The following is a 16,875-nucleotide window of genomic DNA, read 5'->3' on the forward strand; positions in this document are numbered from 1 at the left end:
TGTGAAAGTGCAAGACGCTCGCCGATTCTCGAGCACGTATACAGTAGAGTTTTACGTGGATAAAGTCGAGTAGGATATGTGCCACGAAGGTTTTTCGGCGGAAAGGATCAGAGCATGGAACAGTTCCCGGTTGTCTTGCGGGGATACGACAAGGATAAGGTGGACGCGGCGTTCGCTTCGGCGCAGAAGACGCTGGCGGACATGCGTGAGCAGATCGCGTCCAACGATGACATGATCCTTCAACTGCAGGCGCAGCTCGAACAGGAAAAGGCCCGTCAGAGCAAGTCCGGCAGCAGCTTCTCCTCGCTGGGAGCGAACGCGCAGCAGATGCTGTCCTCCGCCGAGCAGACGAGCGCCGAACTGCTCGAACGTGCCAAGAGCGACGCGGCATCCACCCGTTCCGCCGCTCAGGTCCAGGCACAGACCCTGATCAACAACGCCAAACTCGACGCTCGTCGCATCGTGGACGATGCCAAGGCCAAGGCGGACAGCATCCTGACCCGCGCCAACAACGACGCCGAAAGCCTGACCCGTTCCGCCAAGGAGGACGCCGAGCATCTGCGTTCCGAAACCACCAAGAACGTCACCGAGCAGCGCCAGACCGTGGAAATCGAACTGCGCAACGCCCGCGAGGAGCAGACGAAGAAACTCGCCTCCGAACGATCCACCCAGGAACGCGAAATCGCCGAAATGAAGGCCGACGCCGTCCAGCAGATCGCCGACCAGCGCAAGAGCACCAACGAGGAGCTCACCCGTCTGAAGAACGAGGCCAACGATCAGATCGAAGCCGCGCTTGCCGAAGCGAACAAGAATCTCGCCGACGTGCGCGAACAGGTCGCCAAGATGACCACCGACGCGCAGCGCAAGGCCGCCGAGATCACCGACGCCGCACAGACGAAGGCCCAGGAGATCACCGACGAGGCCGAAGTGCATCGCACCAAGACCATGAGCCAGGTCAGCGCTGAAGTCGAGCAGATCCGCAACGATATCGCCGCCCAGCAGGAGGAAGCCACCAAGAAGGTGGGCGAACTGCTCAAGAGCCTGGAACAGAGCCGCACCGAGGCCAAGAAGGAAGCCGATGAGCTGATCAGCCAGGCCAAGACCGCACGTCAGGAGGCCGACGAGTACGCGACCCGTAAGCGCACCGACACCGACGCCAAGGTCGATGTGATGCTGAAGAACGCGCAGGATGAGGTCGAACGCCAGATCGACGAGCGTCGTCATGCGGCGCAGGAGGAGATCGAGGAGCTGAAGAAGCGTATCAGCGACCTGCAGCAGCGCGAAGCGCAGATCACGCAGCGCGTGGGCGAGTTGCGCTCCATGTTCTCCAACGCGTTCGCCGGGTTCCTTGCCGGTGATGGCATGGACGCCGCCGCGCCTGCCGCCCAGGCCGCCGCCCAGCAGGGCGGGGACGAGCAGCCTGCCGCCGAAACCGCTGAGACCGGTGAACACGGCGATGGCGCCGAGAACGAAGGCGAACAGGAGTAAGTCCTCTGCCGCGCCAACGCCAGTAACGTTTCGAAAGCCCTTCACGCAACGCCGCATTCGGCCTGCGCGAAGGGCTTTTCCATAACCGACGGCCCTGCGGTGAAACGGTTGGTGGCGATGATGGTAGGCTGGGCATCAAACCATATCCATACATATGCATTCGGCGGCATCCGGCCCGGGTTTTCCCGCGTCCGGGTGCCGCGATGTTTTGAGTGAAGGAGCATTCATATGGCACAGATCACACCGTTGAGCGCCGAGGCTCTTGCCGGCCTGCGCGAAGGGTTCGAGGCTGGAGCCTCCAATCGCATGGCGATGAACGCCGTCACCGCCGCTGGAGTGGACAAGGTGGCGCGCAACTATGACCGCGCCCGTCTGCTGCAGCGCAGGTTCTCCACGGTCGTCGACAACGGTGAAGCCACCCATCAGGACCGTTCCGGCCGCTGCTGGCTGTTCAGCTCGCTGAACGTCGCCCGCTTCGTGGCCAAGAAGAACCTGGGACTCAAGGAGTTCGAGTTCTCCCAGAACTACGCCATGTACTACGACAAGCTGGAACGCATCAACTATTTCCTCAAGGACGTCGCCACACTGATCGAGGCCAGCGAACCCGCTGATTCCCGTCTGATGCAGCACCTGCTGCAGGATGTGATGGGCGACGGTGGCCAGTGGACTATGGCCATGAACGTCTACAAGAAGTATGGTGCCGTCCCCAAGGATCTGTTTCCGGAGACCGAATCCTCCAAGAACACCGGTGAGATGAACACGCAGCTGCGCCATATGCTGCACACCGCCGTGGCCCGCATGTACGCCAAGGGCGCCGATGTCGAGAGCATCATCGCCGAAGCCACTGCCGCCGGTCATCGCATCCTCACCATCCACTTGGGCGAACCGCCCGTCTCCTTCGACTGGGAGTGGACCGACAAGGATGGCGAATTCCACCGCGACGGCGAGATCACGCCGCAGGAGTTCTGGAAGAAGTACGTCGGTTCCGCCGATTTGGAAAGCTACGTGTGCCTGGTGGACGATCCGCGTGCCGAGCATCCGAAGGGCAGGAAGATCGCCATCGAGCATCTGGGCAACGTGGCCGGCGGCGACGCCACCGAGTATCTGAACGTGACGAACCAGTTCATGAAGGATTGCGTGAAGAAGATCCTCGTCGAGGAGGGCATTCCGGTGTGGTTCGGTGCCGATTGCCATCCGTTCATGGATCGTGAGAATGGCGCTTGGGCCACCGACCTGTTCGAATACGGCAAGCTGTATGGTTTCGATTTCGATCTGGACAAGGAGGAGCGCGTGCGCTTCGCCGACTCCGCCATGAACCATGCCATGGCCTTCGCCGGCGTGGACGTGGCCGAGGATGGTTCCACCCGCCGTTGGCGTGTGGAGAACTCCTGGGGTTCCAAGATCGCCGACAAGGGCTACTTCACGATGAGTGACGACTGGTTCACCGAGTACGTGTACGAGGTGGCCGTGCCGAAGGCCTTGCTGCCCGCCGAATATCAGGCCGCTCTGGACGAGCCCGCCATCTCCCTGCCCGCTTGGGATCCGATGGGCGCACTTGCATAGGGGGACGGCCCGGTGGGCCGTCCCGCGAGTGCGCCGAGACGCGGCGGTAGCCGCGTTCTCGGTGGGATGAGGTGCGTGTCTGGCTAATTCTGTTTCAGCGGGTTGGCTGGTACGCGCACTTGCATGAGAGACGGCCCAGTGGCCGTCATTCCCTCGTAGGGTGAACAGTCCCATCCGCCACCGCGGATGGGACTGTTGCGTTCCGGTAGGCGGTCGATGGTTATGTTCTGCGGAGCCTATGAACTATTGTGGTGAATTCGGTGCGTGAACGCACCATCGTCATATCAACGCATTGTGTAGCATTACAGGCATCGGAGTATGCGAGGAAGGAGAGTCGGCATGGCAGCGTTGCGCGGTCCGGATAGTTCCGAGGATAAGCGTCGTTTGGGGGAGCAGGCGGTCTTTCCCGAGACGGTGGATGTCAATATCCGTCAGCTTGATCCGATTCCTGCCCCGCGTGCGTTCCTGCGTGAACTGCCGCTTACCGAGGAGATGAGCCAGTTGGTGCGTTCGTCGCGTCAGGAGATCCGTGACGTGTTGCGCGGGCGCGATGACCGTCTGCTTGTCATTGTGGGACCGTGTTCCATTCATGATCCCAAGGCGGCGCATGAGTATGCCGAACGGCTTGCCACGGTGCAGCGCGAGCTGAATGATCGTCTGCTGATCGTCATGCGCGTGTATTTCGAGAAGCCACGTACCACCATCGGGTGGAAGGGACTGATCAACGATCCCGATCTTGATGGCCAGTTCAATATCCGTAAGGGCATGTGGGAGGCACGCAAGGTGCTGACCGACGTGTTGTCGCTCGGTCTGCCGATCGCCACCGAATGGCTTGATCCGATTACCCCGCAGTATATCTGCGACGCGATCAGCTGGGGTGCGATCGGTGCGCGCAATACGGAGAGCCAGGTGCATCGCGAGCTGGCGAGCGGCCTGTCCATGCCGGTCGGTTTCAAGAATTCCACGGATGGTTCCGTCAAGGCCGCGGCGGATTCCTGCTATGCGGCCGCGTTCGAGCATCATTTCCTGTCCATCAATCTGGATGGTCGCGTGATTTCCGCCGAAACGAAAGGCAATCCGGATTGCCATCTGGTGTTGCGCGGTTCGTCGAGCGGTCCGAACTATGACGCCGAATCGGTGAAGCGTGCGTTGGATGAGTTGCGCCGTTCGAAGGCTTCCGGTCCGAGCGAGCATGGTTTGATCATCGATGCGGCGCATGGTAATTGCGGTAAGGATGAGGTGCGTGAGGCCGAGGTGGTCGAGGAGATCGCCGCGCGTCTCGTCAAGGGCGAGCAGGGTATTCTCGGCGTGATGATGGAAAGTTTCCTGGTGGCGGGCAATCAGAAGCCTGCGCCGCTTGACCGGCTGGTGTATGGCCAGTCCGTCACCGATTCGTGCATTCCGTGGAATCGCACCGAGCAGTTGCTGCATACGCTGGCCGACGCGGTCGAGACCCGCAGGGCCGCCGCTCGCGCGTAGCACCCGCGTGCCGTGCATGTGCCGCCATCGCAGTGGCGAATAGGCATGTGAGCATAAGACATATGGGATGGGCCATGACGGAATCGTCATGGCCCATCTGTGTAATATCGACGGCATCGCACGGCATGATGTCATGCCGTCGCTTTGCGTCGTGCCGTATCACATGTCCTGCAGGTCGTCCTTTCCTTCAAGCTCGGTCTGCATGTCGAACCACATGCGTTCGGCGGGGTTGATGTCGCGTACCTCAAGCAGCTTCTGATACATGGGGTACAGGACGTGCAGCCACGGGTACATGATGTACAGCGTGTGCTCCGACTTGTGGTTGCGCCAATGCTCCGGATGCGCTTCGAAGGTGTTGCGGAAGCGTTTCATATAGTTGTGGAACGAGATGGGCGACGTGTACATGCGTCGCGCGGAGATGCCGCACACCATGCGTTTGGAGTACACGGTTTTCAGTCCCCGGCCCAGCAGGTGCAGTGATACGTCCACATCCTCGTGCATCACGTCGGATTTGTCGCGGCACACTTCGTCCCTGATCTGCTTCCATGCGGTGGCGCGCAACGCCATGTTCGAACCGAACAGCAGCACCTGGCCGTCGTCGGCGCGGTAGGAGTGGCGGCGCACATGGTCGTCGCCGCGCAACGCGATGCGGCGGGCGGGCATATCGTAGTAGCTTACCGGTCCGGTCGCGCCCATGGCTTCGTCGTCCTCGGTGAAGATGCCGGCCACGACTTCGACCCAGTCGGGTTTGAGCATGCAATCCGCGTCGATACGGCCGAGCACGTCGCCCGTGGCCGCGTCGAGACCGTAGTTTCTGGTGGGGATCAGTCCCTGTTCATCATTCTGATGCAGCAGTCGGATCGGCGCTTCGGGATGTTGCGCCATGAATTCCTCCACGATCGTGCAGGTGGAGTCGGTGCTGCGATTGTCGACCACCAGGATCTCGTGGGGCATTGCGGTCTGTCGGATGGTGTTGGTCAGGCAGTCCGCGATACGTTCCTCTTCGTTCCACGCCGGGATGATAATCGAGACATTCAACATACTTTCAAGAATAAATAGTCGTGCGTACACTATTCGTCGAACAACAGGGATACTGGCGGTACAGCCCTCATCGCTACAATGGGGTGCCATGAACGAACGCGCGAATGAATGCGATGAGACTGAAAACGGTAGGCGGGAGGGCTTGCGATGGGATTTGGGGACCTTGTTCCCCGCGAAGGGCGATGACAGGCGGCCACCGGAATGGTTCGGCAGAGCGTTGCTGTACGTCGCCATCGCCGTGGTTCTGTTCTCCTACTGCTGGCGGTCGTGGGGATCGGTCGCGTACCTGATCTACGACATCCTCATTTCGCTGTTCCTCGCACTCGCGATCGAACCGATGGTGAAGGGACTGGTGGTTCACGGTTGGAACCGCGTGGTCGCGGCGCTGCTGTCGTTCGCCGTGGTGATCGTCGCAGTATGCGTACTGCTGCTGCTGTTCGGCAACATGTTCATCCAGCAGGTGATCGCATTGATTTCGGGGCTTCCCGATATGTATGAGCAGGCGCGGACCTTCGTCGATCAGCGTTTCTCCTTCAACCTGCCGGAGATCAACAATCTTGGGCCGGAGATCCTGAAGAACATCCAAACCTCGTGGGTGTCCGACTTCGCCGGTCAGGCCATGCACACCGTTTCCGGTGTTTCCGCGGCGTTCATCGACATCACCACCATTCTGATGGTCACCTACTATATTTCCGCGGCGGGCCCCAAGTTGCGTCGTTCCGTTTGCCAGTGGTTCGCGCCTTCCGCCCAGCGTCGCATCCTCACCGTATGGACGGTCGCCCAGGATCAGATTTCGTCCTTCCTGTTCTCCCGTACCGTTCTCGCCGCGCTCAACGCCTTCTTCACCGGCGTTTTCCTGGTGATCATGGACGTGCCGTATTGGCTGCCGCTGGCGCTGTTCTGCGGTATCGTCTCGCAGTTCATCCCGATGGTCGGTACTTTCGTGGGCGGCGCCGCGCCGGTGCTGTTCGCATGGGGCAACAACGGTCTGATGGCGGGTATTGCCGTCATCGTGTTCATCACCATCTACCAGCAGATCGAGAACTTCATCTTCCTGCCGAAGATCTCGCAGCGCACCATGGATATTAACGAGGCCGTGGCGTTCATCTCCGTGCTGTTCTTCGGCTCGCTGTTCGGAGCCATCGGTGCGTTCCTCGCGTTGCCAATCGCCGCCTCCATCCAGGTGATCGTGCATGCGGGCACCCGCCGTTACGAACTGGTGGATTCGCCGTTGATGGATGATCCCGCGCCGAAGAAGAAGTCGAAGGTGGTCGAGGCCGGCGAAGCCTTCAACGAGCATGTGATCCAGCCCATCAACCATGCCATTCCGCGCGCGGTCAAGGGCACCGCGAACCGTGTGCACGTGGATGACGAGATCCGCCAGATGCAGGAGATCTTCTACTCCATGTCCGACGAGGAGCTGCGCGAGGGCATGGAGGATGAATCCGCTACGGTGGCGATTCCGAAGCATGTGCTGAAAAGCGCTGCGAGCGGAGCGGGGAATACGGGTAAGCCGGGCAAACCGGTGCTGAAGGGCGTTGAGGCCGACGACGAGGGATCCGCCGGATCCGCCGAATCCGCCGAACCTGTCAAAACGAACGAAACGAACGAAACTGACAAGGCATCCAAGTCCGGCAGCGGTCCGGATATATCAAGCAATCCAAGGAAGGGGTGGCGCTGATGGTATTGCTTACCGTACTTGATGTGCTGCTGTCCGTCGTGGGCGCGGTCGGTATGGTCTACCAGGGCGTGTGCATCGTGGCGTCGCTGTTCGCCAAGCCCGTGACCTTCCCCGAAGCGCCCATGGACAAGCGGTACGCCGTGCTCATCTCGGCACGCAACGAGGAGAACGTGATCGGCAACCTCATCACCTGCCTGCACGAACAGACCTACCCCTCGGAGCTCATCGACATCTGGGTGGTGGCCGACAACTGCACCGATGACACGGCCGGGGTCGTGCGCGACATGGGCTGCCATGTGGTCGAACGCCACAATCTGGAACTCGTCGGCAAGGGCTACGCGCTCACCTACCTGCTTGATTACATGATCGATGCCGGGCTGTCCGACACGTATGACGCGTATTTCGTGTTCGATGCTGACAACAAGCTCGACCGCCACTACTTCGAGGAGATGAACAAGGGTTTCCAATCCGGTTTCAAGATCCTCACCAGCTACCGCAATTCGGTGAATCTGGCCGACAACTGGGTGTCCTCCGGCTCCGCGCTGTGGTTCATCCGCGAATCGAGGTTCCTCAACAACTCCCGTATGCTGTTCGGCTCCAGCTGCCATGTGGGCGGCACGGGTTTCATGTTCTCCAAGGAGATCATGAAGCGCAACAAGGGGTGGAAGTTCCATCTGCTCACCGAGGATCTCGAATTCACCATGGATTCCGTGCTGCACGGCGATCGCGTCGGCTACTGCGGCAATGCGATCCTGTACGACGAGCAGCCCGTCACCTTCGCGCAGAGTTGGCGTCAGCGCCTGCGCTGGAGCAAGGGCTTCCTGCAGGTGTTCAGGTATTACGGCCCGCAGCTGATCCGTCGCGCGGTACGCGAACGCGACTTCTCCGCTGTCGATTTCACCCTGTTGCTGTGTCCGTTCACGGTGCTCGGCGTGATCCGCGTGGTCATGGGCATCATCTTCGCGGCCTGCGGTTTCGTCACCTGGCAGAGCCAGTTGGGTGCCGTCACCGGGTGGAGCAGCGGCATTCTGCTGTCCATAGTCGGCATGATGGCGCTCGCGGCTCTGACGATCATCGCCGAACGCAGGCAGATTGGCGCTACGAACAAGGAGCTGTTCGCCTATGTGCTCAGTTTCCCGATCTACATGCTCAGCTATGTGCCGATCTCCTTCCAGGCCATCTTCTCCAAGGTGCAGTGGAAGCCCATCGAGCATAAGGGCTGATTTCCGTACGCATATGGCGGTATAACACTCGTTGATTCGGGAGCGGAACGGTTTCATTCGACTGTTATCATTATCGCTATGAGTGGGAAAATGGCAGTTTCCAATGAAATGACAACTTCGCAGGGCAATGGTGTCGCAAATCCGCGGATGGCGGTGTCCATCCGCGGATTGGTCAAGCGATTCGGCGCCAAAACCGCGGTGAACAATCTGAACCTCGACATCCCGGTCTCATCCTTCTACGGACTGGTCGGCCCCAACGGCGCCGGCAAGACCACCACCCTGAGGATGCTCACCGGACTGCTGGCCCCCGACGCCGGAAGCGTTTCGATTTTCGGTCATGACGTGTGGACCGACGTGAACGCGGCCAAGCGCATGATCGGCGTGATGCCGGAATCGAGCCAGATCTTCGACAGGCTCACCGGCATGCAGTTGCTCGTCTACTCCGGCATGCTGCGCGGCATGAAGCGCAAGGAATCCATCGCCCGTGCGCGTGACCTCATCAAAGCCTTCGACCTGCAGGATTCGGCGAACGTCATGGTCGCCGACTATTCGACCGGCATGACGAAGAAGATCTGCCTGGCGAGCGCGATGATCCACAGCCCGCGCGTTCTGGTGCTCGACGAGCCGTTCGAAGCCGTCGATCCGGTGTCCAGCGCCAATCTCAAGGACATCCTCATCGAATACGCCGCGACTGGCGGTACGGTCATCATCTCCTCGCATGTCATGGCGCTGGTGGAGCGCATGTGCACCCATGTGGCGGTGATCGACAAGGGGCATGTGTGCGCTTCCGGCACCGTGGACGAGGTCGCCGCCGGTCAGGATCTCGAGGATCGTTTCCTGCAACTGGTTGGCGGTCGTCACGCCGCCGCGCATCTCGACTGGCTTGACGGTGGTGCCCGATGAGCGAAGTGCTGTCGATCATTCGTCTGCGCTGGACGATGCAGCGCTCGGCCATGCGCGCCAAGCCGGTGAGCATGGTGATGTTCGTGCTGGGATTGCTGTTCTCCATGGCCCTCATCGTAGGGACCGGCATTTGCTGCTGGTCATTGGGGTCCGTGGACACGTCGGAATCGAACATCCTGCATGCCGCCATGCTGCTGGTTGGTGCGCTGCTATCGTTCGGCGCGCTGCTGTTGCAGATCATGAGTCTCGGTCAAGGCACCGTGCTGAGCTTGTCGAAGTTCGAACTGTTCGGCATCCGTGACCGTGTGCTGTCCATCAGTTTGCTGTTGGCCAGCGTCTGCGGGATTCCCGGCATCACGATCCTGCTCACCCTGCTGGCATCCGGCTTCGCGTACCGTTCCACGAGTGTGGCGGTCATAGTGACAGCCGTGGTGAGTGCGTTCCTGGCGGTCATCACCATATTCGTGCTGACCCGCATCATCACCATCCTGCTGTCTTCGGTGACCTTCTCGAAGAAAGGCAGGAACATCCTGCATGTGGGCGCGTTCCTCGTTCTCATGGCCATCGGCCAGCTGCCCAACCTGCTGGGAAACGACTACCTCGAACTGCTGCTGTACGGTTCGGCGTCGCGTGGCGTGCTGGGCATGCTGGCATGGACGCCGTTCGTCGCCGCATTTCAGCTTCCCTTCGACGCGATGGCCGGGCAGTGGCTTTTCGTTGCGATTCGAGTGCTCGTCATTGCGGTGACCTGGGCGTTCTGCCATTGGCTGTGCATGTGGTATCTGCGCAAGGCTCGCCAATCCTCCGGCTCGTCCACAGTGAAGGTCGTCAGCGGCCAGAAGGGGCTGGGATTGTTCAGGTTCGTGCCGGACAATGCTTCCGGTGCCGTCAGCGCCCGTCTGGCGATCTACCTGCGCAAGGATGTCCGCCAGATCTCGATGCTCATCCTCCCGCTGCTGCTCGTGGTGATGGCGGCCTTCCGTGGCGCGAACGCATCCGACGCGGTATGGCAGGCGACGCTCGTCGGTCCGCTGCTCGTGATGATCTGCGAAAGCAATGGTCTCGCCTACGACGGCCGCGGCCTGTATATGGAGGCGATTTGCGGTGTGCGCGGATGGTATGACCGTATTGGCCGTATGCGCGTGAACGCCGCGATAATCGTGGTCTATGGCATGCTGCTTATGGTGATCGCCTTCGCCATCACCGGGTATTGGAAGACCCCGGAGCATATTCTGGAAGGATTAATCTACACGGTCGCTGCCATGTCGGTGGGATTGTGCAGCCTGGGTGTGGCCGAGGTTGTTTCCTGCACGCTTATGTATCCGGTGGCGCCGATGGATCGTCCGTTCTCGGCTCCGCAGGGGCGTGGCGCGACGCAGTTCCTGTTCCCCATCATCCATGTGGTCGTTTCGTTGGTGACGCTGCTGCCCAGCATTCTGGTCGTGGTGCTGCTGCTCGTCACCCATAATGCGGGCCTGATGTGGATCATGATGCCGGTATCCCTGATCAACGGACTGGCCGTGTTGTTCCTTGGTTCATGGCTGGGCGGTAAGCTGATGGATGCTCGGATGACGAAGATCCTGTCCACGCTCGACGATTTCGCCTCCCTGCAGCAGTAATCGAATAATCATGAAATGACTGGGAGGCAGCGTGGCATGTAGGGCATCGGCTCGCCGAAGCCGTCGCATCGTCGTCGTATCGGTGAGTGTGGTGGTGACGCTCGCCATCTGCATCGGATATACGATCGCGGATATTCACGACACGGTTCCGGGACTGCTCACCTCCAAGGCCGCGCCGACACGTACCTACACCGCCATCCCCAAGCCGGTGGCGGCAGGTGCCGTGGCCGGCAAGGCGGATCGTGACGTGGCGATCGACAAGACACGTGCCGAAGCGCTCATCGAACAGCTTTCCAAGAAGGACGGCGTGGGCGACGGCCTTTCCGTGGCCATCGCCTCCGCCGACGGTACGGTGGTGGCGGGGCGGAACGTCGGCATCGACCGTGAACCGGCATCCACGACGAAGACCCTCACCGCGTTCGCCGCCAGCGAGACATTGGAAATGAGCGGCACCTTGGATACCGAGGTCTATCTGACCCATGCGGACACCACGCCTACCATCGTGCTGCAAGGGCATGGCGACATGCTGCTCGGATCGGGCGAGAACGACCCATCCCACGTCAACGGTCGTGCCGGTCTCGCCACGCTCGCAAGCGACACGGCCGCCGCGCTTACGCAACGCGGCATCACGCAGGTGGCGCTCGCCGTGGACGATACGCTGTTCGGCAGTGATCGCACTTCCAGCGCCGTGGAACAGAACAACGAGGCGAGCGCGATGTACACGCCGCTGTCCAGCATGGCCGTCGATGGCGGTCGAATCCGTTCTGGCGAGAGCGTGGACCCCGATGCGTTCACCGATTATCCGACGCTCTCCCAAAGCACGGCAGCCGATGCCGCCGCCACGTTCAAGGCGCTGCTCGCCCAGCAGGGCATCACCGTCATCGATTCGTCCGATATCAGCGGAACCGAGGCTTCGGCCCGCATCGCCAAGGTCAGTTCGGCGCCGTTGAACGAGGTGATGGCGTTCATGCTGCGCCATTCCGACAACACGCTCTCCGAACTGTTCGCAAGGCTCACCGCATTGAAGCTCGGCTTGGGAAATTCGATGGACGCCGATATCCAAGCGGTCACGCAGGTGCTGCGCGAGCATGACATTCCCGTGGACGGCCTGCATCTGACCAGCTGTTCGGGGTTGGCGGCGGGAACGCATCTGCGCATCCCCACGCTGCTGGGCGTGCAGCGTCTGCTCGTCGCCGTCGATGGCGGCGGCACTTCGGAGCTTGAAGGGCTTTCCGTGCCCGGTCTGACCGGAACGGCCCGCGACAGGGCGGCATCCGAGGGTGTGAAGGGGCTTGCGAGAGTCAAAACGGGCAGTCTCACCGGGGTGCGCACCTTGGCGGGCAATGTTTCGCGCGAACATGGCGGCGTGCTGCTGTTCACCGTGCTCGTCAACGGCTCCGACGATCCATGGGCCGCGAACAACGCCATCGACGAATTCGTCGCCGGGCTCGCCAAGCTGTAAAAAACGCCCGGTTTCTCCCAGCTTCTCTTCAGGTAACGGCTAGAAACACGTCATTCGCCTGTGCCAATATAGTGCCCATGCGAATCGCTGATGTACAAGAAGATATCGACCACGAACTGGTCAGCAAAGAGGAAATCCACACCATCATCGCCAAGGCCGCAGCGCAGGCGAGCAAGGATTACGCGGGCAAGGATCCGCTGCTCATCGCGGTGCTCAAAGGCGCGATCAATACGTTGGCGGTGTTCTCGCAGGAGATGTCCATTCCGTGTCAGCTCGACTTCATGAGCCTGTCGAGCTATGGTTCGGGAACCAAATCGTCCGGTACCGTGACGATTCGTCAGGACCTGTCGACTGATGTTCGCGGTCGGCACATTCTCATCGTCGAGGATATTGTGGATTCGGGGCGCACACTTGACTGGCTGGTCAAGGAACTGAAGAGACGCGGCGCCGCGTCCGTTGAGATCTTCGCGTTGCTTGAGAAGCCCTCGCGCAGAGAGGTCGAAGTGGATGTGAAGTACCCGGGTCTGGAGATCCCCGACGAGTTCGTCGTCGGATTCGGTCTCGACTACGACGAACGGTACCGCAACCTCGACTCCATCGCAGTGCTGAAGCCCGAAGTGTATCAAGGAGAACAAGCATGAGCTTCCCTCAGGGACCGGGGCAGCCGAACAACAACGGCAACCCCTTCAACAATCCGTTCCGCCAGAACGGGAACAACGGCGGCAAAGGTGACAAGCCGAACCGCGCCAACGGCGGTAACAAGCCGTTCTGGCAGTCGCCATGGCTATGGGGAGCCGTGGTCGTCATCCTCGTGATCACGATGTTCCAGATGTTCACCGGCATGGGCACGCAGACCATTGACACCAAGGATGGTCTGGAACTGCTCAAGGACGGTCAGGTCAGCTATGCCAAGATCGTCGACAACAAGCAGAAGGTCACGCTGCAGCTGAAGAACGACTACACCAAGCGTGACGCCGACACAGGAAAGACGCATAATTACGGCAAGAACGTACAGTTCTACTATACGTTCGCGCAGGGGCAGGATATCGTCAAGGCCGTCGAAAAGGCCGACCCGTCCAAGGGTTGGAGCGCCGACATCGAATCCAGCAGCATGATGGCCTACCTAATCCAATCGATCCTGCCGTTCATCATCTTCTTCGCATTCGCCTGGTTCCTCATGAGCCGCATGGGCGCGGGCAGCATGCTCGGCATGGGCGGCAAGAAGAACAACGGCAAACTGCTCGACGGGCAGACGCCGAAGACCAAGTTCTCCGACGTGGCCGGTGAGGACGAGGCCCTCGCCGAAGTCGAGGAGATCAAGGACTTCCTCAAGGATCCCTCCAAGTACAAGGCGCTGGGCGCGCGTATTCCGCGCGGCGTGCTGCTGTACGGCCCTCCGGGCACCGGTAAGACCCTGCTCGCCCGTGCCATCGCCGGTGAGGCCGGTGTGCCGTTCTACTCGATGGCGGGTTCCGACTTCGTGGAGATGTTCGTGGGCCTCGGCGCATCCCGTGTGCGCGACCTGTTCGACGAGGCGAAGAAGAACGCCCCGGCCATCATCTTCATCGACGAGATCGACGCCGTCGGCCGCAAGCGCGGATCCGGCATGGGCGGCGGCCATGATGAGCGCGAACAGACGCTCAACCAGCTGCTCGTCGAAATGGACGGCTTCGACAACGATACGAACCTCATCATCATCGCCGCGACCAACCGTCCCGACGTGCTCGACCCGGCACTGCTGCGCCCCGGCCGTTTCGACCGTCAGGTGGGCGTGGCCGCCCCGGATCTGGAAGGCCGCGAGGCGATCCTGAAGGTGCACGCCAAGGGCAAGCCGTTCGTGCCGGATGTGGATCTGCATATGGTCGCCGTCCGTACGCCGGGCTTCACCGGCGCCGATCTGGCCAACGTGCTCAACGAGGCCGCGCTGCTGTGCGCCCGCGCAGGTGCCCAGTTCATCGACAACCGTGCCATCGACGAGGCCATCGACCGCGTTCAGGCCGGTCCGAAGAAGCAGTCGAAGGGCATGGCGTTGGAGGAGCTGCGCAACACCGCCTACCATGAGGGTGGCCACGCGCTCGTCGCCGCGGCGCTCAACGACACCGATCCGGTGACCAAGGTGACGATTCTGCCACGAGGCCGCGCGCTCGGCTACACCGCCGTCATGCCGACCTCCGACCGCTACTCCCAGTCGCGCAACCAGCTGCTCGACCAGATGGCCTACGCCATGGGCGGCCGCACCGCCGAGGAGATCGTGTTCCACGATCCGACGACCGGCGCCTCCAACGACATCGAAAAGGCCACGAACATCGCCCGCACCATGGTCGGCGAATACGGTTTCTCCGATCGCCTGGGCGCGATCAAGTGGACCGAGGACGATGACCAGAGCGACATGGGAGGCCTCGCCCCGCACAAGTATTCCGACCGCATCGCCGAAACCATCGACGAGGAGGTGCTCAAGCTCGTCGAAACCGCCCACACCGAAGCGTGGACGATCATCAACGAGAACCGTGACATCCTCGACGAACTCGTCCGCCAGCTGCTCGTCAAGGAGACGCTGAACGAGAAGGAACTGGCCGAGATCTTCGCGCCCATCAAGAAGGCGCCGAAGCGCAAGGTGTGGCTCTCCAACGAGAACCGCCCCGATTCGGACAAGCCTCCGGTGGAGATCCCCGAATCGCTCAAGCGGTCCGTCGGCATGAAGACTGAGGAGAAGTAACGGTATGACCGAACAGGAGCATGGCATCGGCGACGCCGTCAAGCCGTACGACGAGGAAGGTGTGCGCAGATCCGTGCGCCTGTTCCTGCAATCCATAGGCGAGGACCCCGACCGCGAGGGGCTGCTGGAGACGCCCGACCGCATCGCACGGGCGTGCCGGGAGATCTTCGCGGGGCTTGGCTCCTCGCCCGCCGACGTGTTGGAAAAGCATTTCGACGTGGACACCGACGAGCTCGTACTCGTCAAGGACATCGAACTGTATTCGGTGTGCGAGCATCATCTGCTGCCCTTCCACGGTGTGGCGCACGTGGGGTACATTCCCGCGAAGAACGGTGTGATGGGGTTGAGTAAGCTGGCCCGTCTGGTCGAAGTGTATGCCAGACGCCCGCAGGTGCAGGAACGCCTGACCCAGCAGATCGCCGACGCGCTCGTGGATTATGCGGGCGCACGTGGTGTGATCGTGGTCACCGAATGCGAGCATCTGTGCATGTCGATGCGCGGCATCAAGAAATCCGAGGCCCGCACGGTGACCTCCGCGGTGAGAGGGCTGTTGCGCAATCCGGCCACCCGAGCCGAGGCCATGAGCCTGATCCTCAACCACTGATCCAAGGCCCCGCCGCCGGCACGATGCGATCGCCGACGCGGGGCCGTTCCATAGCGCTGCACATCGCGGCCATCATATTTTCCGGATTCCATGTTTTCCATGTTTGTCAGATTTGTCGGTTTGTCAGGAAGGAACGACAATGGCTGAACTGCAATCGATCCGTGATGCCGGGCGCACGCTGGTTATGGGCGTGCTGAACATCACCGAGGATTCCTTCTCCGATGGGGGTCTGTGGCTCGATCCGGGCAAAGCCGCCGAGCACGGCCGCGATATGATGGCCACCGGCGCGGACATCATCGACATCGGCGCGGAATCCACCAGACCGGGGGCCAAGCGTGTGTCCGAAGCGGATGAGCTGGCCAGGATCAAGGGCGCGGTCGAGGCGCTGATCCCCGAAGGCGCGGTGCTGTCCATCGACACCACACGCTCGAGCGTGGCGGCCGGAGCGTTGGAACTCGGTGCGCAGATCATCAACGATGTGTCCGGCGGCATGCTCGACAAGGAACTGCCGCACGTCGTGGCCGATCACGACTGCCTGTACATCGTGCAGCATTGGCGCGGTTGGCTTGCCGGTTCGCACGGCTCCACGCCGGATGCCGACACCTCCCGTTACGAACATGGCGTGCTCGCCGACGTGCGTGACGAGCTCATGCGCCAGGTCGATGCGGTGATCGCCGCCGGCGTGGACCCCAAGCGGATCATCATCGATCCGGGCTTGGGATTCTCCAAACCCGGCGTGGAGCATAACCTGCCGTTGTTGGCCGGTCTTGATGCGTTCACCGGCACCGGGTACCCGGTGCTGATCGGGCAATCCCGCAAACGTTTCGTCTCCGCGCTGCTCGCCGATGCCGGGTTCGACCGGATCGATATGGACGAGCGTGACAATGCCACGGCGGCGATTTCGGCTCTGAGCGCCGAACATGGTGCCTGGGCGGTGCGCGTGCATGATGTGGCCCGTTCACGTGCCGCGGTTGCGGTCGGCGATGCCTGGCGGGACTACGCGAAGCGCTAAACGGCGTTCGACGGTGTTCGGCGGCGTTCGGCAATGGAACCCGCGACTTACATGTAGACGATTTCGGCAAAGCCCGGCGAAGTT

13 protein-coding genes are annotated in these 16,875 nt (G+C 61.3%); 12 read left to right on the top strand and 1 reads right to left on the bottom strand.

Translation table 11 applies throughout. The features are described from left to right. The first annotated feature begins 114 nt into the window (after positions 1-114). The 3 genes from BUB29_RS07090 to BUB29_RS07100 all read left to right on the top strand — a co-directional run bounded on the left by BUB29_RS07090 (position 115) and on the right by BUB29_RS07100 (position 4,530). Positions 115-1,488 (top strand): cell division protein, encoded by a 1,374-nt coding sequence (locus tag BUB29_RS07090; protein WP_033523236.1) that lies wholly within the window; start codon positions 115-117, stop codon positions 1,486-1,488. A gap of 228 nt (positions 1,489-1,716) precedes the next feature. Further along, positions 1,717-3,051, top strand: coding sequence for a C1 family peptidase (locus BUB29_RS07095; RefSeq protein WP_033523235.1), 1,335 nt, complete (start codon positions 1,717-1,719; stop codon positions 3,049-3,051). Positions 3,052-3,390: 339 nt separating this feature from the next. Beyond that, positions 3,391-4,530 carry a 3-deoxy-7-phosphoheptulonate synthase gene (locus BUB29_RS07100; RefSeq protein WP_033523234.1) on the top strand — a complete coding sequence of 380 codons (1,140 nt, stop codon included), beginning with the start codon at positions 3,391-3,393 and terminating at the stop codon, positions 4,528-4,530. A 159-nt stretch (positions 4,531-4,689) separates the two neighbouring features. Here BUB29_RS07100 and BUB29_RS07105 read toward each other — a convergent pair whose 3' ends face one another. Beyond that, complete coding sequence (locus BUB29_RS07105) at positions 4,690-5,571, bottom strand: glycosyltransferase family 2 protein (RefSeq protein ID WP_033523232.1); 882 nt, start codon at positions 5,569-5,571, stop codon at positions 4,690-4,692. An 88-nt stretch (positions 5,572-5,659) separates the two neighbouring features. On the opposite strand from BUB29_RS07105, the gene BUB29_RS07110 reads away from it, so the two are divergent. From BUB29_RS07110 to folP, 9 genes are all read left to right on the top strand, one after another. Next, complete coding sequence (locus BUB29_RS07110) at positions 5,660-7,252, top strand: AI-2E family transporter (protein WP_033523231.1); 1,593 nt, start codon at positions 5,660-5,662, stop codon at positions 7,250-7,252. Beyond that, complete coding sequence (locus BUB29_RS07115) at positions 7,252-8,475, top strand: glycosyltransferase family 2 protein (RefSeq protein WP_033523258.1); 1,224 nt, start codon at positions 7,252-7,254, stop codon at positions 8,473-8,475. The genes BUB29_RS07110 and BUB29_RS07115 overlap by 1 nt, the downstream gene beginning before the upstream one ends. Before the next feature lie 108 nt (positions 8,476-8,583). Then, positions 8,584-9,378, top strand: coding sequence for an ABC transporter ATP-binding protein (locus BUB29_RS07120; RefSeq protein ID WP_407640921.1), 795 nt, complete (start codon positions 8,584-8,586; stop codon positions 9,376-9,378). After that, on the top strand, positions 9,375-10,997 hold the full coding sequence (locus BUB29_RS07125) for a hypothetical protein (protein WP_033523229.1): 1,623 nt from the start codon (positions 9,375-9,377) through the stop codon (positions 10,995-10,997). Before BUB29_RS07120 ends, BUB29_RS07125 begins: the two co-directional genes overlap by 4 nt. Before the next feature lie 31 nt (positions 10,998-11,028). After that, on the top strand, positions 11,029-12,459 hold the full coding sequence (locus BUB29_RS07130) for a D-alanyl-D-alanine carboxypeptidase (protein ID WP_033523228.1): 1,431 nt from the start codon (positions 11,029-11,031) through the stop codon (positions 12,457-12,459). Positions 12,460-12,536: 77 nt separating this feature from the next. Continuing rightward, entirely contained in the window at positions 12,537-13,100 is a 564-nt protein-coding gene (hpt, locus tag BUB29_RS07135) for a hypoxanthine phosphoribosyltransferase (RefSeq protein ID WP_033523227.1), read from the top strand. Continuing rightward, on the top strand, positions 13,097-15,175 hold the full coding sequence (ftsH, locus tag BUB29_RS07140) for an ATP-dependent zinc metalloprotease FtsH (protein ID WP_033523225.1): 2,079 nt from the start codon (positions 13,097-13,099) through the stop codon (positions 15,173-15,175). Before hpt ends, ftsH begins: the two co-directional genes overlap by 4 nt. A 4-nt stretch (positions 15,176-15,179) precedes the next feature. Further along, positions 15,180-15,779 carry a GTP cyclohydrolase I FolE gene (gene folE, locus BUB29_RS07145; protein ID WP_051914941.1) on the top strand — a complete coding sequence of 200 codons (600 nt, stop codon included), beginning with the start codon at positions 15,180-15,182 and terminating at the stop codon, positions 15,777-15,779. 139 nt (positions 15,780-15,918) lie between these two features. Next, a complete protein-coding gene (folP, locus tag BUB29_RS07150) occupies positions 15,919-16,791 on the top strand; it encodes a dihydropteroate synthase (RefSeq protein WP_033523224.1) in 873 nt (290 codons plus the stop codon). Positions 16,792-16,875 lie beyond the last annotated feature (84 nt).

The organism is Bifidobacterium merycicum DSM 6492 (assembly GCF_900129045.1).
GTDB lineage: Bacteria > Actinomycetota > Actinomycetes > Actinomycetales > Bifidobacteriaceae > Bifidobacterium > Bifidobacterium merycicum.

Bases quoted from the DNA above. Each gene is read 5' to 3' on its own strand.
- BUB29_RS07090 (WP_033523236.1), top strand. From the start codon at position 115: ATGGAACAGTTCCCGGTTGTCTTGCGGGGATACGACAAGGATAAGGTG.
- folE (WP_051914941.1), top strand. From the start codon at position 15,180: ATGACCGAACAGGAGCATGGCATCGGCGACGCCGTCAAGCCGTACGAC.
- BUB29_RS07105 (WP_033523232.1), bottom strand. From the start codon at position 5,571: ATGTTGAATGTCTCGATTATCATCCCGGCGTGGAACGAAGAGGAACGT.
- BUB29_RS07120 (WP_407640921.1), top strand. From the start codon at position 8,584: ATGACAACTTCGCAGGGCAATGGTGTCGCAAATCCGCGGATGGCGGTG.
- folP (WP_033523224.1), top strand. From the start codon at position 15,919: ATGGCTGAACTGCAATCGATCCGTGATGCCGGGCGCACGCTGGTTATG.
- BUB29_RS07125 (WP_033523229.1), top strand. From the start codon at position 9,375: ATGAGCGAAGTGCTGTCGATCATTCGTCTGCGCTGGACGATGCAGCGC.
- BUB29_RS07110 (WP_033523231.1), top strand. From the start codon at position 5,660: ATGAACGAACGCGCGAATGAATGCGATGAGACTGAAAACGGTAGGCGG.
- BUB29_RS07095 (WP_033523235.1), top strand. From the start codon at position 1,717: ATGGCACAGATCACACCGTTGAGCGCCGAGGCTCTTGCCGGCCTGCGC.
- BUB29_RS07115 (WP_033523258.1), top strand. From the start codon at position 7,252: ATGGTATTGCTTACCGTACTTGATGTGCTGCTGTCCGTCGTGGGCGCG.
- hpt (WP_033523227.1), top strand. From the start codon at position 12,537: ATGCGAATCGCTGATGTACAAGAAGATATCGACCACGAACTGGTCAGC.
- BUB29_RS07100 (WP_033523234.1), top strand. From the start codon at position 3,391: ATGGCAGCGTTGCGCGGTCCGGATAGTTCCGAGGATAAGCGTCGTTTG.
- ftsH (WP_033523225.1), top strand. From the start codon at position 13,097: ATGAGCTTCCCTCAGGGACCGGGGCAGCCGAACAACAACGGCAACCCC.